Annotated in this window: 11 protein-coding genes; all 11 read right to left on the bottom strand. The window is 47.5% G+C overall.

Annotation, left to right across the window (positions count from 1 at the left end; genetic code table 11):
• Positions 1 to 21: 21 nt before the first annotated feature.
• Positions 22 to 1,101 (bottom strand): prohibitin family protein, encoded by a 1,080-nt coding sequence (locus tag PPIS_RS17350; RefSeq protein ID WP_010368774.1) that lies wholly within the window; start codon positions 1,099 to 1,101, stop codon positions 22 to 24.
• Positions 1,098 to 2,759, bottom strand: coding sequence for a cyclic peptide export ABC transporter (locus PPIS_RS17345; protein ID WP_010368776.1), 1,662 nt, complete (start codon positions 2,757 to 2,759; stop codon positions 1,098 to 1,100). The genes PPIS_RS17350 and PPIS_RS17345 overlap by 4 nt, the downstream gene beginning before the upstream one ends.
• 155 nt (positions 2,760 to 2,914) lie before the next feature.
• Positions 2,915 to 3,091: a hypothetical protein gene (locus PPIS_RS25175; RefSeq protein WP_017217212.1), complete on the bottom strand. Its 177-nt coding sequence runs from the start codon at positions 3,089 to 3,091 to the stop codon at positions 2,915 to 2,917.
• An 80-nt stretch (positions 3,092 to 3,171) separates the two neighbouring features.
• Positions 3,172 to 3,732 (bottom strand): YcjF family protein, encoded by a 561-nt coding sequence (locus tag PPIS_RS17340; protein ID WP_010368778.1) that lies wholly within the window; start codon positions 3,730 to 3,732, stop codon positions 3,172 to 3,174.
• Between the two features lie 266 nt (positions 3,733 to 3,998).
• The gene (locus PPIS_RS17335; protein ID WP_010368780.1) at positions 3,999 to 5,375 is read right to left on the bottom strand and encodes a serine hydrolase domain-containing protein; all 1,377 of its coding nucleotides are present in this window, start codon (positions 5,373 to 5,375) and stop codon (positions 3,999 to 4,001) included.
• An 81-nt stretch (positions 5,376 to 5,456) separates the two neighbouring features.
• Positions 5,457 to 6,425, bottom strand: coding sequence for a TauD/TfdA family dioxygenase (locus tag PPIS_RS17330; RefSeq protein WP_010368781.1), 969 nt, complete (start codon positions 6,423 to 6,425; stop codon positions 5,457 to 5,459).
• 32 nt (positions 6,426 to 6,457) lie between these two features.
• Positions 6,458 to 8,257, bottom strand: coding sequence for an alpha/beta fold hydrolase (locus PPIS_RS17325; RefSeq protein WP_010368783.1), 1,800 nt, complete (start codon positions 8,255 to 8,257; stop codon positions 6,458 to 6,460).
• Positions 8,196 to 12,065 carry a condensation domain-containing protein gene (locus tag PPIS_RS17320; protein ID WP_010368784.1) on the bottom strand — a complete coding sequence of 1,290 codons (3,870 nt, stop codon included), beginning with the start codon at positions 12,063 to 12,065 and terminating at the stop codon, positions 8,196 to 8,198. Before PPIS_RS17320 ends, PPIS_RS17325 begins: the two co-directional genes overlap by 62 nt.
• Positions 12,066 to 12,083: 18 nt before the next feature.
• Positions 12,084 to 18,515, bottom strand: a complete 6,432-nt coding sequence (locus PPIS_RS17315) for a non-ribosomal peptide synthetase (RefSeq protein ID WP_010368785.1) — start codon at positions 18,513 to 18,515, stop codon at positions 12,084 to 12,086.
• Positions 18,515 to 22,474: a non-ribosomal peptide synthetase gene (locus tag PPIS_RS17310; protein ID WP_010368786.1), complete on the bottom strand. Its 3,960-nt coding sequence runs from the start codon at positions 22,472 to 22,474 to the stop codon at positions 18,515 to 18,517. Before PPIS_RS17310 ends, PPIS_RS17315 begins: the two co-directional genes overlap by 1 nt.
• 3 nt (positions 22,475 to 22,477) lie before the next feature.
• Complete coding sequence (locus PPIS_RS17305; RefSeq protein ID WP_010368787.1) at positions 22,478 to 23,800, bottom strand: AMP-binding protein; 1,323 nt, start codon at positions 23,798 to 23,800, stop codon at positions 22,478 to 22,480.
• Positions 23,801 to 23,811: the final 11 nt, after the last annotated feature.

Below are 23,811 nucleotides of genomic sequence, written 5' to 3'. Positions count from 1 at the left end.
CACTGAAAATGTAACTATTCCTTACTTTGATTTAGCTGCATTAGGTGTTTGTGGCTCTTGGCTTTGTGGATCCGTAGCATTTGGGTTAACCGAAGCAGGCAAAGCAGATGTGCTGCCCTCCGTATTTAAAATCAATGGTAGACCATCTTTACCACTGCCTATTACCACCACTTTTGCGTTATTAGATTTCGCCAATTCTATGGTTGCTTCTATGCCACGCCATCTTAGATAAGTTTCAGAGATCCCACCACTCACCGTTTCTTGAAAGTCGGCTATCCCCTGAGCCTCCACTTTCTTTCGCTCAGCCTCTTTTTCAGCAACATCTAAACGCATTTTATATTCTTGATATAGGTGCATTTGATTCACCTTCGCAACAATCGCACTATGCACGCCTTCAGGAATATCAACCTGGCGAATAAGCATATCGTCTAAATTCACCAAATTGTGCCCTTGCATTTCGCTTTTTTCTTGTTTGAGTATCGACTTCTCTTGTAGCTGAACTTCTCTCAACACAGTGCTTAACAGTTGATCTTGGATCTTTAATCGCTGATTAGCATAGACCTCTTCAGCGGTATAATCAGAAACAATCATACGAACCGCTGATGCAACTTCAGGGATCACAATTTCATCAAGATAGTCTGTCCCGACTAACTTGTGTAGGTAAGGAATATGTTCCACAACAGGACGGTATCGCACTGTTATTTCCATTTTGATCCTGAGCCCCTCGGAGGTAATGGCGTGGATCTCTGTGGTCGCAGTTTGAAATCGACTCGAATAAATCGTCAACGTATCCCAGGGATAAACCAGCACCGTACCCTCATAAAATGGATGTTCTACAAACGTACCACCGCCAAGGCGCTTCCACAGCACCCCAACTTGACCTGAGTCGACTTTAATAAAAATAACTTTGACCAATGCAACGGCAATAAACAGTAGAATAAGTAACGTCACACCTGCGCGAAAACGCCAAGACAAAATACGCTTATGCCACTTGGGCTTGTAACGCTTTAACACCCGCATGAGCAAATTAGATAGGATCAGCGCCAGTATTAAGCCGCCGACGACGAGTAAGGCAAAATCCCCTGAAATATTAATGTTCATGATGGTACTCCATTACTTTCACTGTCGTGGTGTGCTAACAACTGACCTTCCTCCATTTTTAAGTGTACATCGGCCAAATGGAAGTAGGCATCGTCATGGGTGATGGCGATAATGGTGTTACCACGCGCTTTTAAACGAGGTAACACTTGTTCGTAGAATTTTCGTCTAAAGATAGGATCTTGATCTGCCGCCCACTCATCAAAGATGTAAATGGGACGATTTTCTAAAATGGTACTCAAAAGCGCTAAACGCTTGCGCTGGCCTGATGATAAATCTATGGTGCTAAACGCCCCATTTTGAATACCCACTTTGGCACGCATCTCTAAAAAGTCCAACCATTCGTCGATTTCTTCAGTACTCAAATCACGAATACCATAGAGCTGCTGGAACAAATGAAAATCCGCAAAAACGGCTGTGAATAGGCTTCGATAAGCAAGGCGATTATCTTCCGTAACCGCTTTGCCATTCAAAAGGATTTGTCCGCTCTGTAATTCATAAAGGCCAGTCAACATCCGTATAAACGTTGTTTTACCGCTACCATTACCACCGGTAATAAAAGTGGTTTTCCCTTGTTCAAAGGTGATATCCACCGGCCCCACAGCAAACGGACGATCGCTCGATTTTTTCTGATGTTGATAAAACGCCCCCGCTAAGGTAATGGCATTAAATGAGGTTAGGCTTTCACCAGGTTCAGGTCGTTTAGTCTCTTGCTCATCTTGGACATTTTTTAAATCGCGTTCCAATGCTAAGACGTTTTGCGCCGCCTCTGTTGCGGTGGTGAAAACGGGGATCCCACCAGCAATACTGGTAATAGGGCCGATTAAAAATAGCGATGCGGTGGTGACTTTAATGACCACATCGGTATATACATCCGAAAGCATAGGGACGATAAACACCATCGCGCCCGTCGCTGCGAAAAAGGTGATTTGCGACAGAATAAAGTCGGTCGCAAACAAGGTTTGGGTTTTGGTTTTTGCACGCCTTGCACGATTCGAATCACGGCGGTATTCATGTTCTAAATCTTCAGCTCTTGGCTCACTGAGCTTTACTTCTTTAAAGCCATCGAGCAAGTCAGATAAGCGTTGAATAAGCTGATTTTCGCTTTCAAAAGAAATGCGCATGTTGCGCTGGATTTCATTGGCGCGTAAACGGTGAATACTGGCTCCGACCAAAATCAGTGTCGAGATAACCATAAACGCCACAAAAGAGTGCCAAGCAATATAGAGCGATGTGAAAAACACCAAACTAATGGATTGACCAATGATCACAAACAGCTGTGCCGACTGAGATATAGTCTGTAACTCTTTGCTAATGGTATTAAAGATCCGCTCTTTGCCAATTTTCTCTAGTGTTGACAACTCGGTATGACGAATGCTTTCAAACAGATCGACTCTCAATTTGTCTATGGCACGCTCCACCATTTGCGCGGCTTTAGTCATCAATCTTTGCTGAGTGAACCCATATATTGCAATCGTCAGTGTAAATAGCACTAAGTAGTAAAGAATATGATTTTCTTTATTAATATCAGAGATATTGGCAGCTACGTTGTTGATAAGCGCAAGCACCAACGCATTGGCCAAACCAGAAATGCACCCCAGTGCAATAAAGGTCCTTTTCTTTATCTGAATATGTCGGCGAATTAATTCGTACAATACCATTGTTATTATCTTTTATTGTTATTGGGCTACCGCCCGCGCATGCTACTTAGCATAGTCCCTAAAAATCAAAACTGCCTGTTGGATTTAAATAAATATTGCATTAAAACATTAAGTTATATTTATAAATCGCCCAGTTTTACCGGCAATGTAAAATCTCATTCCTCGTCATTCACCTCTGTGGGCTTGCGCTTTTGCCCAACTAGTAAAATGATCAAGCCAACAATAGGCGTAAACATCAGCGAAATTAAAAAGAAGCCCACGGGCCCCGCAAAGGTGTTTCGTCCCCAATAACCAGTTAAAATGCATAACACTAAATATAAAGCGATAAGCATAATTTTCTCCAAGTTGTTGATAAATTCGGTGCGGAGAATAAACCAGCAGTTGCCTGCCGGTTTATGTCAGCCAGTATCGGTTATACTGTGGCTTTATCCGCTGTAGCTGTTGCGTCCGCATTCCCTTTATTTGCACGATACTTAGCTGCGATGTCTGCGATATCCCCTTTCATACTTGCTAGATTCAGGTCTATCAGCGTGCCGCCATTTTCAAAGTGTCGAACAAAAGTTGCGCCTACTGCGTGTGTTGATGCCGCAGACACAACTGGCATAAATGCGATTGCGCTTAACGTGCCAAGGACAGGAACCGCCTTCAAAAAGCTGCTTAGTCCCGCGCCCCCTAAGGTTTGTGGAAAAGAGCCGCCAATCAATGCGCTTACTGTGCCACGCAGCTTGTTGTCACCATATGATTGACCATAGACTTTTGCTACTTCGCCTATCATCTTCATTTGGATCCCTGTCAACGCCACTAAATCAACCGCAGGAACGGGAATAAACCCAGAGCCAAACGACCATTTTGTGTATTTGTCGACAATCAGCTGAGCAACGGCTGCTCTGTCTTCATCAGCAACAAGTTGTGATTCCTGTTGTTCTGGAGCGTCGCTCGCCTTGTCATCCTTCGCTGTTTTTGTCACTGCCATAATTCATCCTCTATGATTTATTTAAACAGTTGTCGAACTCATCAAGCACCATATTGGCACTTGCCCTAGTACCCAAAATCAAACAAGCTGCACTTATTCAACTCTGAGCTTTACCGCCTTCATCCATGATGAAGAAGTAAACCTAAGAACAACCAAGGACTTGCACAGTGTCACAAATACAACTGAGCGAAACGTTGCCACCTACTGCAGGCGTTCTATTAATTTGTTTAACCGAGCACGAAAGCTCGGTATTTTTCCCTACCGCGTTATGCCTGATTCAAATCTTGCTGGCATTGCTCGGTACGGTGTTTATCACTATAGAAGATAATGTTGCGGATCTCCTTGGCGATACAATCTGACTCAATCCCCTCTTTCACATAGTTGCTAAACACCATGATGCTTTGATCTCGTTCCAGTAAACGAGTAAAACTGGTCACCCATGAATAGGGGTAACTACCAGAGTACTGTAAGAATTTTTCATACATTCTGAGATTTGCATCGGCTGGGTTTTCGGGGCAATTTGCCACTTTGCCGTACTGGTTTGGGTCGACATAAGTGACAAACCAGCCATAGCCATAGTATTCACACTCGTCGCTGCTACCAGTGTTAGAGTAGGGAGCAAAGGCCGCTAGTTTCTGGGTATCATTTAAGATTTGAGTGCCATACAAACCTTGATCCCATTTATGCATGTCTTCCACTGTGGAATACAAATCTCCAGCTGAATACAGCACTAATGGGTTGCTATATGGATTCACTAAAATATCTTCGTAAGGTGCGGGGCCTCCAGTGGCTGGTGGACGGCCATTAGCAAGCGATAAGTATTGGTTTTGATTATAGATATAACCTGTGGTCATATTTGCATAGACACCAATCGCACTGTAAGAGCCGCTGTCCGTCATGCTAAGCGGGTTTAAAATTTGCTCTTGAACGATATTGGCAAACCAATACTCACGACCAATATTGCCTTGTTTGCCAGCCGCTAACTGCTCGATGATATTACCGATAAGATAGTAGTTACAGTTGCTGTATTCATACTTACTGCCGGGCGTAAATGACGGTGTACCACTTTGCCCCGCTTCGGCACCACAGGTGCAAAAGCGGTTACTAAAATCTTCCGGTCCGTTAAGATCTAGACTCGCGTTATATAAATAAGGCCGCCAACCGTAGTTATCGTATACGGCTTCGTTATCGCTGTAGTTATTGATCCCAGACGACATAGTAAGCAAATGATGTAGCGAAACATCGGCACATTGATTATCTGGGTACCAAGGCAAATGATCGCCAATGGTTTCCTGCCGTAAGTCCTTACCATCTAACATCTTCATTAAAATAGCGGCCGAAAACGCTTTGGTATTGGAGCCAATGCGATACTTAGACTTAACGCTGTTATCAACATCATATTGCATATTCTGTGGTCCGCAGTTGGACTGGTACACCACCTTATCAGCCGAGGTGATATAAACCGTGCCAAAGAATAGGTTGGCATCGCAATATTCCTTCACCACCGCCTCTATCATTTCTAATTGATTAGGCATAATGGTGTGATTATCTGCGACACTCTTTTTCTGCAAACAAGATGCCAGTGCTAAGGTGATGCAAAATAGCATCATCATTCTTAGCCGCAGTTGTATTAGCCATTTCATTTTTTCATTCCTTACATTGCCAACCACGTAACCACTAACAAATGTTGTTGCCCGACTTTCATCGGAATGAGTACCAACTAGTTATGCTGACGCGATATTTGCCATGCCAACTAGTACTTTATGAGTGCCTGTGTAGGCCTCTCTACCATGAGTAAACAGCATATTATCCAGCAGCAAAATATCGTTTCTTTGCCATGGGTAAGCAAAACTGAGGTCTTGATAAACCTGATTGATGAGCTTGATGTCTTGGTCACATATTTCGCTACCATCACCAAAAAAGGCGTTACGAGGTAAAAATTCACTGCCGATACTGTCACGCATTTGCGCACTCAACTGATTGTCTAGGCTCGAGCAGTGAAACAGATGAGCTTGATTAAACCATACCTTTTCACCACTTTGTGGATGGCGCATCACCGCCGGACGCCATTGCTTGGTTTGCAGTCTTTTATCATCAAGCCAAGTAAATTCGATTTCATTTTGTCGGCAATATTGCTCAACTTCTGTCTTACTCTCAGTTTGAAAAACCTCTTGCCATGGTAGGTCGATATCACCGTAGTTACGCACGTACTGCACACCTAAACGCTCAAACTTGTCTCTTAATTCATTAGGAATACGGCGATACACTTCACGGCTGTCGGCAAGTGGAGTGCACCCACCCGTGGTTGCTGGGATCACACAAAAAAAGCCCATTCGCATCGGCCAAACATTGGAGTAAGCATTTTCGTTATGCTGCAGGATCACTTGATCGGCATGATATTCCGTGGTGGTGTAAATATTGTTGTTCAGTGCCGTACGTGGTGAGGAGCGATAAACATACTGGCTTAAACGCTCACCAAACAAGGTCTCAAGTATGGCGCTAAACTGATTCGTGCTCACAATATTTAAGCCACGAAGCAATGCAAAACCATCTCGCTCAACCCAGTTATTCACCTCTTGAACGTGGTTTTTCACCCATGCCATGCCGCTTTGTTTAACCTCAGATAAGTCATGTATCCGAGAGTCTGCTGCAATTGTTGTCGGATCCAATTCCAAAGAAAGTGCGTGATCCATTGTTTTCCCATCCTTAAAAGTAAGTACTTTTGCTAGTGCAACACATAGTTGCGCTCAATTATGTTAACCAACTGCCCCACTTGCTCGGCTTGTAGGCAGGACAAATGATCTCCTTTGACTTCATAACAAGAGAGAGAGTGACTAAATGGTTTCCACCCCATGTCTTTATTCACAGGACGGCCTTCAAATTCTTGCGTTTGCTGCGTTTTTACAACGCAGATTGGGGTGTCGCTAAGCATAGACTGCATCTCAATATTTGCTCGCAGTTGGGCACTAAAAACTTGTTGAAAGTGACGTAGATGCGCATCGCTAAAATTAAATCCAGCTTGGTGTATCCAACGATTGAGATAGGCAATGCGTGCTGAAGCATCACCTTGCTTATAGGCACTGATTTCAGTATCAGAGACACTAAGGCGGAAAAACGCCATCAGATTATCCAGCATCATTTGTGCAATTTGTGCTTCATCCAAATTAAGCTCAGGGCTGCTCGGTACAGGCGTATCAATCACAGTTACCGAGCAGCCAATTCGACCTTGTTGCTCAAGTAAAGTGGCAAGTTGATAGGCAATAAAGCTACCAAAAGAATGTCCGACCAAATGCACTTGTTCACCAAGTTCACCGTCTGCTAATACACTCAAGTAATACTCTGCGGTGCGCCTAATCGAGGTTAGTGTCTCGGGTTCCTCGGCTAGCGCCTCTGGCTGCAAGCCATAAACGGGTATACGGCTATCAAGCCCATTCACTAACGCATGAAATGCCATTAGCCAACCTCCCGCTCCCGCAATCAACACCACAGGTGTAAAACCAAGCTCGCCCTCTTGCAAACACACTAAGGTTTCAAGCGATTGAGGTTCGCCATCGCATTCGCCAAGACCATCTCTCAATGCTTGAATATACTGACTGAGCCCACGCACAGTCGGATACTCAAAAAGTGCCGGCAGTGGCAAATTGAGTTGTAGGTGCTGATTAATATCACCCACAAGACGCATCGCTAATAGCGAATGACCACCTAGATTAAAGAAGTTATCGTCAAGGCACACTCCATCCACCAGCAAACGACAGGCAAACTGCTGCGCTAATTGAGTTTGTAGTGGTGTGAGCCTTTCCAGCTTATCCTCTTGCCGCAAGGATTGAGGCGGAGTGTATGAACCGGCCGGTGCAATGAGCTGCTTGCGATCTATCTTGCCGTTCGTTGTAAGCGGAAGTTGGCTAACTGATTGGAACAACTCAGGGACCATGTAAGCGGGTAGTACTGCGAGTAACTGCGCTCGCACAGCAGCATCATTCACTTCCGTATGCTGCGTTGGCTGTACAAATGCCACCAATTGCGCGTTGTTGCTGCTATCTTCGCGCACCACCACAGCACAAGCAGCAACTTCGTCTATGAGCTGAAGTTGTCGTTCAATCTCACCCAATTCGATGCGGTAACCGCGCACTTTAACTTGGTCATCACCACGGCCTAGATACAGCAATTCATTTGAAGCTAAGCAGCAAGCGCGATCGCCAGTTTTATAAAGTCGCTGGCCGCTGTTAGGCTCAATAATAAAGGTCTGCTGCGTCTTTTCTTTGTCATTGAGATAGCCTCTGGCAAGGCCAATACCCGCAATGTATAAATCGCCTTCCACACCAGTGGCTACCGCTCGGAGCTGCTCATCAAGTAAATATAAAGACAAACCCGCGACGGGCTGACCGATCGGCACACGCGCACCGCTGAAGTGTGTGACATCATTAAGGGTTGCAGAAATGGTTGCTTCGGTCGGGCCATAGGCATTAATAATTCGAATACGGTCGCCATAGCGCTGCTGCCAATCGGTGAGCGCGGCTATCTGCATTTGCTCGCCACCTATGGTGATGATCCGTAACGAGGTTTGGCAAGGTGACTGAAGTCGCAGCAAGTTGATGCCAATACGCCGTTGGTAAACTCATCAGTGTCAGCTCGGCACCTTGGCTTAATTGCGCCAGCTTGTTGGGGTCCAACATGTCGTCTGTCGGTGCCATCACCAGCGTTGCGCCATGAAGTAAAGTACAAAAAACTTCTTCGGCAAACACATCAAAGCTCATGCTAGCAAATTGCAGGTAATTGTCGCTTGGCGTAATCGCATATTGCGCGGCTAATGCCTGCACATAATTAACGACACTGGCATGCTCCACCATCACCCCTTTTGGCATGCCTGTGGTGCCCGAGGTATAAATTACATAACATAGGTCGTCAATCTGGCATGGCGCAGTAAAGCAACGACTAGGCTGCTCGCCCAAAGTGCCCTGAATATTATCTAAATCGACTTGAGGCACCACTTGCTCCGAGCTACCCTGCCAATATTCTGTTTTAGTAACCAGCATGGCTGCATTGGCATTTTGCAGCAGCAAACGACGTCGAGGCTCGGGTAGTGATGGTGCAATTGGTAGATAAGCCGCGCCCAATTTGAGCACCGCAAGCATAGCCACAATAAGCTGATAATTCGCCTCTAAACACAGGCCAATAATAACGGGGGCTGTACTCGGCTCTAGTCGTGAAGCAAGGTAATGGGCGAGCTGATTGGCGTCTTTATCCAGTTGTGAATAGCGATAACAGCGTGCCTCCCCAGAGGCGGCACCATATTCACGAATAGCAATATGCTCAGGAAACTCAGCAGCAACTTGAGCAAATAATTGCTGAATAGGTAAATTTGGCGTTTGATATTTCGCCGCTTGCGTCAGTGCAAAAGTAGGCAGAGGCAATGCCTTGCTGTACGGCGCGCGTTGAGCCTGCCAAGACAATTTCCCAAGCGTTTGTTCAGGCTGTTGTGTCGCAGCTAAAATCAGCTGCTGCATCGCCGCAAGACTTTGCTCTATAAACACTTCATCAAAGCATTGCTGCTGATAGCTCAGCGTGAGCGATAAACCCGCCCCTATGCCTACCACAAAGGTCAATGGATAGTGCGTTTCGTCAACTTCACTTAAGGTTGTTGCGATAAATGGCAACGCAGCGCTATTTTGTAACGGATCTTGCGGATAATTTTCAAAAACATACAAGCAATCAAACAGTGGCCTTTCATTCTCAATACCCGACCACTGATGAACTTGTGTCAGTGGTGTATGCGGGTGCTGCGCCAATGCCGTAAGCTGCGACTTCACCGCTTGCAGGTAATCTTTCACACGCGCATTTTGATCTATCGTGACATGGACCGCTTGCGTATTAATATACAAGCCAACGCGCTGCGCCATTCTACTAAGCGCTGTAGGTCTACCCGCAATGGTTTGACCAAATAAGGCATACGGTTCGTTGCAGCAACTTGCCACCCAATACGCCCATAGCCCTTGGATAAACTGATTGACGGTAAGTCCTTGCTCGCCTGTAAAGCGAGTCACTGCATCTTGCAGTGATTGCGGTAACGTCACACTAAGTTCTTTAACACCAGTCACTTTATTTTCAGTATGTAGTACCTTTTCGCTAAGCAATGTGGGCGCGGTGACTCCACCCAAATACTCCCGCCAAAACGCTTCGTCGCGGTCGACATGCGTATGCAAATATTCGATATGATCGCGGAAATTATCTACCACAACGGGCCGTAATTCACCTCGGCAACGGGCTTGATAAAATGCCAATAATTCAGCAAATAACACCGGCAGCGACCAGCCATCCATAATAAGATGATGATAGGTCCACACCACCCCAACATTGCCATCATCAAAAGCGATTAAGCTTAACCGCATACAAGGCGCTTGCGAGAGCTTAAGCGGCTCGGCAAGCTCCACCGCGGCCTGTGATTCCACTATTTGCGATTGTTCTTCTGCAATGACGCTGCTGTGCAGCAGTTTGAGTGGCACATCGGCATGTTTACAGACCACTTGTAGCGGCTCGCCAGCAACATCTATAAAGGCCGAGCGTAATATGCTGTGCTGTTTAATTAATTGCTGCCAAGCGTAACTCAGCGCCTCTATATCCACACAACCTTGTAGCAATAAGCTGGTTTGCTCTACGTAAGGTAGCGTGCTTTTAGTGTCCGCCTCACGTGCCGTTTGACTGTGGAACCACATGCCTTGCTGCAAACCAGTTAGAGGGTAAATATCCTCAACGTCTCCTTTAACCTGCCCAAGTATGCGCTGTAACTGCCTTTCAGAAATGCCGCTGAGAAGTGCAAAGTCACTGACTGTGTAATGACGTTGAGGCTGGGATTGGCAATGCTCGATGACCTGAATTAGACTTTCGAGTATCTCTTTACTTAATCGCTCTGCTTCTTCAGATGCTAAGCGCTGGCTGTCAAATTCCAGCGTTAACGCCAGTTTACCATCCACGACCGCCGCCGTTAGTTGTGCTCCAAAGTAACTGAGGTTTGACTCTGCAACCAAAGTGCCAGTCGACTCACGAGCATCTCCCAGCAAACCTTGTTGCTCAATGACTGTATCTAGCTGGCCTAAATAGTTGAAAAACAGTAAGCCTCGGGTATCAATCTCAAGCGATGAGCGAACGTTTGGCTCTGGGTGTAAATACCGTGCAGCACCATAACTACTGGCAACTTTAGCGCTCCTTTCAAGCTCTGCCTTGATACTACAAATCACATCATGCAAGCGGCTGCCATTACTAAATAACTGCATTGGATAAAGCGCCGTTAACCAGCCGATAGTTCGGCTGCTATCCAGTGCCTCGGTTAGTAACTCGCGGCCATGTCCTTCTAGCATGATCACTTCACTGCCTGCACCACGCTTTTGCGCACACCAAGCAAGTGTACTGAGCAGCAATGCTTGCGCCGTCGTACCATAACTGGTGTTGGCGGCTCCCAGTAGCGCACGGGTGTGCATTGCTGACAATGTGTGGCGAACTTTGGCTATGGTTGGGGTCGCGCTTGTATCTTTAAGACTCAATAAGTGCGAAGTTTCAGCCAGTGCAGCTACCTTCTGCCATTTGCGCAAATCACGCTCATTGGTCGCAAGTTCACGATAAAAATCGGCAAGTTCAGCCAAATTCGCGCTTGCGGCAGGAAGCTCCAACGGCACATTGTTTATTTGCTGCTGTAGTAGCTGGCTCACATCTTCAAGTAACACACGCCAAGAGACGCCATCCACTAGCAAGTGATGTGCGCTGAACAACAAGCGATTATTGGCCTCACTGTCAGGCGTAACATATAACACCGCTTTAAACAGTGGCGTGCCAGTAAACGCAAAGCCTTGCTGCACTTGCTCACTGAACTCGCTCAGCTCAGCTTGCCATGCGTCACGCTCAAGCGTATGCGCCGTAAATACCTTTTGAATATCAATGCCATCACGTATAAATAGGGTATTTTCATCCGCAACCACCAAACGTAGCGCATCGTGCTGGGCTATCAAGTACCCTATCACTTGCATGAGCTGCGCTGGTGTAACGGATTTATCTACACTCACCAGCACGCTCTGATCCCAATGACTGGGGTTGGCAAATTGTTGGGCAAAAAACCAATGCTGAATTGGTAATTTATCGAGTTGACCTACCAATGGCTGCCTTTCTTTACCCATCGACAGGTGAATATCTTGCTGGGCAAGTCTTGCTGCAAGTGCCGAAACACAGGGGTAGGTAAACACGTCGGTAGCGCTAACAGGTAACTTGAGTGCTTTGGCTTTACTGGCGATTTGAATACTCAAAATAGAGTCGCCGCCTAAAGCAAAATAGTCGTCTTTAGCGGTCATGGATGGCGTATTTAATACCTACCGATAAATCGCCAGTAACTGGGCTACGATGCTGTTAGCCTGTGATGTGACCGCGCTCTGCTCGGTTACTGTGGTAGTCTGTTGAGTTTTACTAAGCGTTGCCAAGGCACGATGGTCAACTTTGCCATGCGGTGTCAAAGGCAGTCTTGCGAGCATAACAAAATGCTCTGGTACCATATAACTTGGCAGTCTCTCCTTTAGCTGGGCTTGAAGCACTTGAGGCTCAGTGTTTGCCACCACAAATGCCTGTAACTGTGGCTGCCTTGACGCGCTTGTGGTTATCTGAACTGCACATTCTTGTACGCTTGATAGTAGCCCAATTTGCTGTTCAATTTCGGCCAGCTCAATACGATAACCTCGCAGCTTTACTTGTCCATCGTTACGACCCATATAGGCGATACGGCCGTTGCTCAGCAGGCGAACCAAATCTCCGGTTTTATAGGCACGCACCGCTTGCGATGGAGAGACTTGTAGCTCAATAAAACGCTCAGCGCTAAGCTGTGGTTGATGCAAATATCCTCTGGCAAGTCCTGCCCCTGTTACGTATAACTCACCGATCATCCCCGGTGGCACAGCCCGCAGTTGTGGATCTAAGATAAATAGCTGACTATTGTCGACGGGCAAGCCGATATCTGGCACCTGTTTGTCAAACTCAACCACACCAGAAGTCGCGACCACCGAAGCTTCGGTAGGTCCATAGTTATTGACTAGGGTAAATCCGTACTCTTTTGCTTGCAGCGCACCGAGTTTATCGCCGCCAACCAGCAAATAGCGCAAGCTTTGTGGATTAAACAAAGGCTCAGTGAGCAGCGCTTGAGCGATTGGCGTTGCAATAAAACTATGCGTGACTTGGTGCGTATTGAAGCAGGCAGTTAATTCGGCCGGTGACTGCAGCACGGTTTTTGGCACACACACTAAGCTCGCGCCAGCACATAGATAAGGCCAAATCTCCCAGGTTGCCGCGTCAAAGGCGGGGTTGGCGGTTTGACTCGCTACGCTATGATTATCCACCGCAAAGGCGCGTCGGTGCCAACCACATAAATTCGCCAGCCCTTGGTGGGCTATCATCACGCCTTTGGGGTTACCTGTTGTGCCTGAGGTATAAATCACATAGGCCAGCTGCTCAGCCTTAATTTTTGGAAACTGCTGAGGTAATGGTATTGCCGCAAGGCGCGTTTGCACGTTAGCGTCATCAACACACATAACATGTGGCGAGCGATATTCAGCCTCAAGGTGATTATCATCTAACTCAGCTATCTCAAAGCGAGCGGCAAACTCACACTTTGTTAAAACCAGCGCTGCGCCGCTGTCTTTAGCGATGTAATTGACTCGCGCTTGAGGGTAATGAGGGTCCACAGGTACATAACATCCACCCGCTTTTAACACAGCCAACATCGCCACAATGAGCTCTGCGCTACCCGTCATCGCAACAAGCACAGGCTGCTCGGGTTGCAGCCCTTCACTTAATAACAGCGCCGCCAATGCCTTCGCTCTTTCAGTAAGCTCACCATAACTCAAGGTTTGATTTGAGTTTGTGTCAATTACCGCTATCTGTTTGGCCTGCGTGGGCACAGCCAAATTTCGCTCAATTTGCTCAAGCACTGACAGATCCAAGTGTTCCGGTGCTGATTTACCTGAAATTGCATGATTCTCTAGCAGCTGATCCTTACAAAGTTTTATATCCGCAAGCGGGCACTCAGGCTGCGTGAGTAACTGCGCGATCACAACATTAAAACACTCTGCAATGCTAGCCACAGTTTCTTTTTCAAATAATCCACTGTTGTATAGCCAGTGCAACCTTAACTCTTGCCCATTTATTGTTGCGCTGAGCTCTAGGTCAAACTTGGCACGCGCGTTTTCCGACGCTAAAACTTCCGTGCTAAGGCCTACAAACTCCGGTGTGTGCTGTGGCTCCGGATTAAACGCAAAACTCAACTGGAAAACACTTTGGTGACTCAGCTCACGGCTAACACCAAGATGGTCAATGAGCTGCTCAAAGGGAAGTGATTGATGTTGATGTACTTGCTCAATCTGCTCTCTTTGTATATCGAGTAGCTGACTGAAACTCTGCTGCCAATCGAGCTTCACGCGAATAGGCAAGGCATTGACGAAAAAGCCAATCAACTGCTCCACTTGCGGGTGATGCCGCCCTGAAAATGGCGCACCAACCACAATATCATCCACTTGGCTAAACTTAGCGAGCACCACCGCATACGCGCTATGCAACCAAATAAACGGGGTTATTGCCAAGCGCTGACAATGCTGTTGTAGCCGTTGCCAAGTCTCTGCGCTTAGCTGCTCATTAAATGCTTGCGCGCTATTATTCACCGCTTGCCCACGCGGCGTATCGAGCGGTAATTGGTGCAGTGGCGGCGCATCGTCAAGGTGCGCTGACCAAAATGCCATATCTGCACTTTGCTGCGCGCCTTGGCACAGTGATCGATGCCAATGGGCATAATCCGCGTATTGCACCTCAGGTGGCGCAATTAAGTCATGGGCAAGTTCACAGCCTTGGGTGTAATGGGCATAAAACTGCGTAAGCTCTCGCATTAATACTTCAATAGAGCGAGCATCACTAGCAATATGGTGCATATTGACGATAAGGCGATGATAACCTGATGAAAATCGAACTAGAGTTGCGCGGATCATTAGATCTTTACTAAGATCAAAACCCTGTGCTTGGTCGTCCCGTACCGCGCGCTGCCAAACCAAGTTTTGCCAAAGCGGCGATTGTGTGGAGACATCAATGATCGTAACAAAATGCTCAGACAAAGCCACAAGGTACTGTTTAGGCCCATCATTCGTGTTGGTGATAGCCGAGTGCAACACCTGATGCCGTGACAGCACCTTTTGCCAACTTTGCTCGAATGCGCTCAGATCAAACTCCCCTGAAAACGCCAATAACGCTTGAATTTGATATTGCTGGCTGCCCTGCTGCATTTGATCTAGTGTCCATAAACGCTGCTGAGCAAAAGACAACACTACGCCATTGGTTTTATCCACCACAGCAATAGCACTTAGCTGCGCGTCTTGCTTTTCAAGTGCAGCCGCTAAACCTTGTACTGTAGGGTGCGTAAAAATCGCTTGCAGCGGTAACTCAATGTGCAGCGTCTTGCGAATATGGTTTGCCAGTTTTACAGCAAGTAGCGAGTGTCCGCCGAGTCTAAAAAAGTCGTCATAGCGACCAACCAACTCGCGCTGCAGTATCTCGGCAAAATAGCTTGCAAGTTGGGTTTCAAGCTCGCCAATCGGTGCTTCATAAGTGTTTTCGTTAAGGCTTGTATCAAGTTGCTGCAGTAGTGCTTTTTTATCTACTTTACCATTGCTGGTCAGTGGCATGGCTGAAACCGCTTGCACTTTGGCAGGCAACATATGGTCGGGTAAATTTTGTTTTAAAAACTGCTGCATGACCAACGTGATGTCGTCGAACTCGACTTGTTTGTGTAACACCACAAAGGCGCAGATCCAGACATTTTCTGGGTCTTGCCGATTTAACAGCACAGTGACCTCAGCCACTTCGGGATGCTGGCGCAACTGGTTTTCAATTTCGCCTAATTCAATGCGATAACCTCGAACCTTTACTTGGTCGTCAATTCGACCAACATAGCTCAGCTCACCGCTGGCCATTAGCCGCACGAGATCCCCCGAGCGATATAGCCGCTGCTCAGACCCTTCATTAAAGGGGTTTTGAATAAAGCGGGTTGCGTTTAATTCATCACGTTGCCAATATCCCCGACAAACCCCCTCGCCCCCTACGTACAACTCGCCCACGGCACCTTGTGGCAAGAGCCTTTGCTTGTCATCAAGTACATAGCAGCTGGTGGTCGGAATCGCACGACCTATATTACTGGTGCCAAGCGTCAGATCCGCAGGCTCCAGCGCTTTAAAGGTAACATGTACCGTGGTTTCGGTAATGCCATACATATTGATTAACTGACAATTTGGTAAGTGCTGTGCCCAAGGCTGTAGCTTACTTGGCTGCAACGCTTCACCACCAAAAATCACGTACCGCACTGCACATTGGCTCGCCAACTGACTGTCATTGAGTAGCGTGGCTTGTAGCGCGTAAAACGCACTTGGTGTTTGATTTAAGACCGTAACCTGAGCATCAACCAACAACTGAGCAAAAGCTTGGGTGTCTTGCGTAGTCGCTTTATCCACAACCACAAGACGACCACCAAAGAGCAACGCGCTATACATTTCCCACACAGAGAAATCAAAGCAGAAGGAATGAAATAAAGTCCAAACATCTTGCTCATTAAAATCGAACAAGTTGGGCTCAACATGAAGTAACCGCACCACATGACGATGCTCAATTTGTACGCCTTTTGGTCGCCCTGTGGTGCCCGAGGTATAGATCATATACGCCAAGTCTTGCGGCTCAACCTGAATAGCATCAAGCTGCTTGAGGGCTTCGCGGCTGGCCTGAGGCTCTGCCTGTGACACATTAATTAGCTGATATGAAAGCTGACTAAACTGTGCCTGGGTAGCGTTATCACAAAGTAGCCATGGGCTTTGCACGTCTCCCAAAATATACTCAATGCGTTCTTGCGGATAGTTGGGATCTACTGGCACGTAGGCAGCACCGACTCTAAGCACTGCCAGCAAGGTCACTATCATCTCAACGCTGCGTGATACACTCACCACCAACATGGTTCTTGGCGTGACCCCTTTCTGTAACAGCATTATCGCCAGCGCATCGACTCGCTCGTTAAGGTCACGATAACTCAGCACAGTCGTGCTATCTTGCACGGCAGTGCGTGTGGCAAAGCGCTCGGCGTAGCGCGTGAATAAACTGGTGATGGTGTCTTGCTTAGGCCAAGTTGCCGCTTGGCATTGAGCGTCCATTATTAAAGCTTGCTGCTGTTTTTGGTTCAGTAACGCAAGTTCACCAACGGCGGTATGAGGGGCTGTAACACAAGCTTGAAGCAGCGTGTGAAAGCAATCCGCCCAATGTTTGATGGTCTCTGCTGTGTAGAGGTTGCTATCAAACTTCCAATGTAAATAAAGTGCCTGCTCATCAACTACGGCATTAAGTTCTAAGTCGCATTTTACCGCTATGCTATCCGCCTGTTGTTTTTGCACTTCTTGAACCGATAATCCCGGAAGCGTAAAAGCACGCTCATCACGGGTTTCCAGTGTAAATAATATTTGCACTAGCGGATGGTGACTTAAATCTCTTGGAGCGCCAACCGCTTCAACCACTTTATCAAAAGGAATATCGCGGTATTCAAACGCCGCTAGGTTGAGGTCTTTTTGTTGCTGCAACCATTGGCTAAATGGCATATCACTTTTAAGCTTTGCATGCATCACGAGGGTATTAACAAACAAGCCGATTAACGGCGTTAATTCAGGATGATGGCGGCCAAGCTCTGGCGTGCCTACAATCACCTGCTGCGATTGCGTAAGCCTTGCGATAAACAACATAAAGGTATTGAGTAGCCACATAAAGGGTGTCAACTGGAGCGACTTCGCCTGAGTCGAGATCGCCGCAAATAACGATGTATCAAGCGCTTGGCGATATACTTTCCCCGTTAACGATTGCACCGCTGGACGGACAAAATCACAAGGCAATGACTGCAACGGCGCTAATTCGCTAAATTGCTGTTTTAATTGCGCCAGTGGTGCCTCGATGCGATCTGGCGTTAACTGTGTTCGCTGCCACAGGCTAAAATCACTATATTGTACCTGCATCGTTGCAAGTGCTGTATAAGGTGCACCTATGTGTTTGCAATAGCCAGCCTCTATCTCTTGTGCGAGTAGCGCCATTGACGCCCCGTCAGAGACAATATGGTGCATATTAAAAGCAAGGTGATGCTCATCGTCATCACTCACCACCAGCACGCGAAGTAAACAATCATGAGCCAAGTCAAAAGGCTTGTTTTGATGTGCTGCGATGCGCGAAGCAATGTAGGCTTGCCTTGTTTCCTCAGGTACTACACTGGCATCAAGCCACTCAAACGGCGCACTCACGTCATCCGTTATTTGCAGCCGGGGTTGGCCATCTTGTTCATTTTTTACAAACCTAGCGCGCAGTATTTCGTGGCGCTGCACCACATTTTGTACGGCGCTGTGCATTGCTTGAATATTAAGCTTGCCGCGTAACAAAAACTCGGCGGGCATATAATACTGCTTGCTACCTTGCAGTTGCTCAATAAACCACAGTCCTTCCTGCGCAAAGCTCAGCGGTAAGACTTTCCCCGCGCTTGGCTGCGCGACTATTTTCGGCGATGAGTTCGCCACATCACGGCTTTGCTGTTGGAAATAGGCAATGATCTCTGATTTATATTCAACCACTTGCTGTTTTAGCTGTGGAGGAAATCCAGCGGTTTGCTTAAATGCCAGGCCACCGTTTTTTTCATACAAGGTCACGCCAGCTGCCAATGCTTCTGCAATCAACGCCTCTATCTGTCTTTGCTGTTCATTCATCACAAAAACATCTCCTCAGACTGGCCGCTTTCGTCTGCCGCTTTGGCTGCACGGTGGATCTCACACCAAGTTGCAAGTGTGCTTACACTTGGCCGCTCGAACAATACTTTTAAGGTGATAGGCACCTCAAGCGCCTGTTCAATTAAGGCAACCGCTTGGCTTGCTGATAAAGAGTGCCCCCCTAACTCAAAGAAGTTACTGTTAATATCTCTAACTTGAGTGTTGAGCACTTGAGAAAAAATTTCTGCCAGCAGCATTTGTAGTTCAGTCATAGGAGCTAAAGGTGCCGTAAGCGCTTGCGCCTGTTGCGATTGCACCAGTTGTGCAAGCGCGCCCGAGTCTACTTTGCCATTATTAGTGAGCGGCATAGCAGCCAGTGCATACAGCTTATAAGGCAACATATAACTTGGTAGGACCTCTGCTAACGAGGTTAAAATCTGAGTGTGTAGCGCCTGTTCAAGCTCACAGATGGTATCTCTTTGGGATGGCGTAGTTAGCACCACACAGGCCTGTAAGTTATCTTTACTTTCGTTAAGTAACACATGTGCTTGTTGCACTGCATCTAGTTGCTCAAGTTGCGCCGCGATCTCTTCAAGCTCGATGCGATAACCACGCAGCTTAACTTGGTTGTCTCGACGACCAATAAATTGCAGCACGCAAGGGCAGCCCTCTTCATCTAGCAGCCAACGCACTTGGTCGCCCGTCTGATAATAACGCTGCAAGTTATTGCTCAAAGACAATGACACAAATCTACTGGCGCTGAGCTCTGGCAACCCAAAATACGCCTGAGCCACATTATCGCCTGCGATGTATAGCTCACCGGGCATGCCCATAGGCACAGGCTGTTGATGCTGATCCAGCACCACCAAATGAGTGCCTTGAATGGCGCTACCGATTGGCACAAAGCGCTGCGATTGTTGTGCAAGCGACACTGCATCTTGGCCGTTACAGCGATACACACAACAACCGACTGTTGCTTCTGTTGGGCCATATTCGTTATAAAAATGAGCCTGTGGCATCAGTGCCCCGACTTGAGCAACCACGCTGCTAGATAAAGCTTCTCCCCCCACCACAATGTGGTGCGCAGCATTGCTCGGTTGTAATCGTGCCAGCACGCCTTGCAAGTGGGCTGGAGTCAGCTTAAACAGCAATGACTCTTCGCGCGCTAAACACGCACTAAGCTCTGTGATTAACTGCTCACCATCGCTTAGCAGTACTACACCAAGACCATTAACCAGCGCGCCCCATAAGCTCGTTACAGTCGCATCAAACGCTAAAGGCGTGCTGACAACACTCTCTTGTATATCGCCTTGGAGATAACTGTGGCTAACGTGCTCAAGATAAAGGTGCAAATTACGATGGCTGACCACCACGCCTTTGGGTTGCCCTGTGGTGCCTGAGGTATAAATTATATAAGCCGGCGCATCAATATCACTTAACGGCGCAAGCGCTTCTACAGGCATGTTCAGCCAACCCTGCTCTGTGTCTATTAGCATCACACGGCAGCTGAGATCTGCGCTGTTTGGAAGTAGTGCTGAGGTGGTGATAAGGCAAGCCGCTTTACTGTCACGCACTATATATTGCTGACGCTGACTCGGTGCATTGGGGTCAAGCGGCACATACACGGCCCCGACCTTTAAGACTGCCAACAGTGCCACAACTTGCTCACAGCTTGGCGCTAAGCTTATTGCGACCTGCGACCTTGCTGTAACGCCTTGCTCAATCAAGTAACGCGCTAGTTGATTACTTTGGGACTCCAACTCGCCAAAACTTAACCGTTTTCCAGCCATATCTCGCACTGCATTATGGTTCGCGTGGTGCTGAGCAAAATGTTGTATTTTATCGCTGATAAACCAAGGAGATTGAGGCTGTGCTTGCGTGGCGAGCCCTAGCTCGCTGAGTGCTTTACTCTCAACTAATGGTAAGGTATTCACGCTTTGCTCAGGGCTTATGAGCGCAGCATCAATTAAGGTCACAAAAGCGTCGACCATCGCCTGTACGCTAGTGTGTTTAAACAAGGCTTTGGCATAATTCCACTGCACTGCTATCTCACTGCCCGATTCTTGTGCATTCACTTCTAAGTCGAACTTCATTGCAGGCTTTAGATCAAGCTGTTGCTCAATTTTAAGGTGAGGTAGCTTGAAGTCACTTTGTTCGTTATTTTGTAATGCAAAGAGTATTTGTAACACGGGCGAATGCGCTAGGCTACGCGGAGGATTAATGGCATCAACAAGTTGCTCAAAGGGTAAGCTCTGATGGGCAAACGCCGCCAAGATCACCTGCTTTTGCTCACTTAGCCAGTCGTTAAATGACGGCGCCCCCACTTTGTGAGCGCGAATAGCCAAGGTATTCACAAAGCAGCCCAGTAACCCCTCTAACTCTTTCACCTCACGTCCGGCAATGGGCGAGCCAATAACAATATCCTGCGTTTGACTAAGACGAAGCATCAACAGCGAAAAAGCACTTTGCAGCCACATATACAAGGTCACCCCTTGTGCTTGGCACTGCGCTTTTATCGCCTCAACTTGCGATGTCGTAAGGGTATGACGAATACACTCACCATCCAGGGACTGAACTTGTGGTCGCTCAAAGTCCAGCGGTAATTCATGAACAACAGGACACTGCTGCAACTGAGTTTGCCAATAGGCAAGATCCGCCTGATATCTATCTTGCTGTTGCTGCTGCCAGTAGGCAAAATCTGCATACTGCACCGCTAGCGGTTTAGCGTATTGCTCTGGCAAGGGATACGCTGGCGCTTCGCTAAAGTGCCGATAAAACGCCACGAACTCTTTGGCCAGCAGCGCCATCGACCAACCATCGCTGGCAATGTGGTGCATGTTAAACAAGAGTCCAAATTGGTTGTGACTAAACTGTACACAGATAACGCGCAGCATAGTGTCTTGGCATAAATCAAAAGGTTTGCTGAGTGATTGTTGCTGCAATGTTTGCCAACGCAGCTGTTGCTCTGCGTTATTCAGCCCAGACAAATCTACTAATTCCACAGGACAGGCTACTTGATCACGAACCTGTTGCACTGCACCGTGCTCACCATTTGCAGGAACGATGACCGTACGGAGTACTTCATGACGTGCAACAATCGCGCTTAACGCTTGTGTTAAAGCATCAATATCTAAGGCTCCCTCACACCAATAGCTCGCTGGCATATGGTATTGCAGACTCTGCTCATGTAACTGGTCAATTAACCACAAACGCTGCTGAGCAAAAGACAGAGGTAACGCTTGGGCTCTTGATACTGGCTCAATGGTATGGCTGTGCGCAATCATCGAACTTGCGGTTATTACTTCAGCAAACGCTGCAATACTTGGCGCATCAAAGAGTTGTGGCAAAGTGATATCTCGCCGTTGCTCACCGCGCACTCGGCTGATCACTTTTATGGCAAGCAGTGAATGCCCGCCTAGGTCAAAGAAACTATCGTTAATACTCTGTACTTGGCTCGGTAGTAGCTCACGATATAACTCAAGTAAATAGCGCTGTATATCTGTGAGCTTAGATCCATCAACTACCTCGGCGACCTCATGGCTTTTCGCCTGTGCCTGATAGGCAAACTGTAGTGCTTGCTTGTCTACTTTTCCGTTTGCAGTCAGTGGAAGATCAGCAACGATATCCAGCGCGGCAGGTAACATATAACTGGGCAACGACTGCGATAAAGCTTGGCGCAACTGCACGAGTGTGAGCTTAGCCTCACCATTTAAAACCACATGAGCCACTAGGCTTTCTTGTGCTTCATCAACACTCACAGCGCAGCTTTTTACTTGCGCCAACGCGTCGATTTGATGGGCGATTGCCACAAGAGAAATACGGTAGCCTCGCAGTTTTACTTGCTCGTCTAACCGCCCTAAATAACAAAGGTAGTCAGCCTCACCGCGCGCATTCGCCTGCCACTTTGCCTTGTCGCCACTGCGATACCAACGCAAGCTTGAAGTACCAGACGCAGGCACTGCTTACTCAACAAAGCGTGTTTGCGTCACACTCGCGAGATTAATATAGCCTTCACACACCCCATCTCCCGCCAACCAAAGCTCTCCGGGCATGTTAGGTAAAGCCAGTTCACCAAATTCGTCGACTACCGCAAGGGTCATATTATCGATAGTATGACCGATAGGCACTTCTTCGTGGCCCGCTAACAGGTGGCGTGACTCACGGCTTACAGCATAGATACTACAGCCGACTGTTGCCTCTGTTGGGCCATATTCGTTTATCCACTGGGCGTTAGGGAGCTTATCCATCAGCTTATCAACCAAGGCTGCGCTTAGCCCTTCACCGCCAACCACAAATCGGTGGGCGATATTGTTATGAGTTTGTGCGTCACTTAATGCAAATACCGCGCGTAAGTGAGCCGGTGTTAACTTGAATAACTTGGCTTCCGTAGCGGCAAAAATCTGTTCATGTAACGCAGGCAACAATTCGGCGTCCGTAGGGAGCAGCTCAAGCTCACCGCCTCGCATTAAAATAGGCACCAAGGCGGTCACCGTCGCATCAAACGCCAGCGGTGTACTGAGTACGGCCTTGGTTATGCCACCCGATTGTGGCAAGTAGCGCTGAGACGCAAAACGCAGATAATTATTGAGGTTGCCATGACTAATGGGCACCCCTTTTGGCTGCCCGGTTGAACCTGAGGTATAAATAACATAGGCAAGCTCGGCTTGGTTAAATGCAGATGCATCTTCATCTACCAACAAACTGGTATCGTAAAACGCAAAGTTCCCTTCGGCTTCGAACAAATCATCAAGCAACAAAAAGTCACTACCGGCTTCAATCAAGCGCTCGGCATCTTCACTTAGCGCCAGCGTCAATACGATGTCTGCATCATCCATGATATAGGCTAAGGTATCGGTTGGCGTGTCATGATGAATGGGCACATAGGTATGGCGCGCTTTTAATATTGCCAGCACCGCGGCCACCATGTAACTCGAAGACGACAGTAAAATAGCAATGCGACTTTGCTCAGCAAATGCCATTTCTAATAAGCTATTAGCAAGTTGGTTCGCGCATTTTTCTAAGGTGAGATAACTACAAGTAAACTCTCCCATGCGCACCGCAGTCTGTAGTGGGGTCTGAAGAGCCACCTGACTAAACTGAGTTACCCATGGCTGTTGCTCTGTCACTTCTACCGCAACACTTTGCTGCTGTTTTAATAGAGCTAACTGCTGCTCAGCTGGCCACAATGACAATGCTGACAACGGGGTATTTGGCTCTGCAAGACATTGCGATAACACATAACAAAACTGCTGATGAAAACTAACTACACTCGCTTCTTGCCACAAATTGCTGTCAT

Origin of the sequence: Pseudoalteromonas piscicida (assembly GCF_000238315.3) — a bacterium.
Lineage (GTDB): Bacteria > Pseudomonadota > Gammaproteobacteria > Enterobacterales > Alteromonadaceae > Pseudoalteromonas > Pseudoalteromonas piscicida.
The sequence above is the reverse complement of the archived record's forward strand: the minus strand, read 5'-3'. Positions and strand labels throughout refer to the sequence as shown.

Bases quoted from the DNA above. Each gene is read 5' to 3' on its own strand.
- PPIS_RS25175 (WP_017217212.1), bottom strand. From the start codon at position 3,091: ATGCTTATCGCTTTATATTTAGTGTTATGCATTTTAACTGGTTATTGG.
- PPIS_RS17330 (WP_010368781.1), bottom strand. From the start codon at position 6,425: ATGGATCACGCACTTTCTTTGGAATTGGATCCGACAACAATTGCAGCA.
- PPIS_RS17335 (WP_010368780.1), bottom strand. From the start codon at position 5,375: ATGAAATGGCTAATACAACTGCGGCTAAGAATGATGATGCTATTTTGC.
- PPIS_RS17350 (WP_010368774.1), bottom strand. From the start codon at position 1,101: ATGAACATTAATATTTCAGGGGATTTTGCCTTACTCGTCGTCGGCGGC.
- PPIS_RS17340 (WP_010368778.1), bottom strand. From the start codon at position 3,732: ATGGCAGTGACAAAAACAGCGAAGGATGACAAGGCGAGCGACGCTCCA.
- PPIS_RS17325 (WP_010368783.1), bottom strand. From the start codon at position 8,257: ATGCAGATAGCCGCGCTCACCGATTGGCAGCAGCGCTATGGCGACCGT.
- PPIS_RS17320 (WP_010368784.1), bottom strand. From the start codon at position 12,065: ATGACCGCTAAAGACGACTATTTTGCTTTAGGCGGCGACTCTATTTTG.
- PPIS_RS17315 (WP_010368785.1), bottom strand. From the start codon at position 18,515: ATGAATGAACAGCAAAGACAGATAGAGGCGTTGATTGCAGAAGCATTG.
- PPIS_RS17345 (WP_010368776.1), bottom strand. From the start codon at position 2,759: ATGGTATTGTACGAATTAATTCGCCGACATATTCAGATAAAGAAAAGG.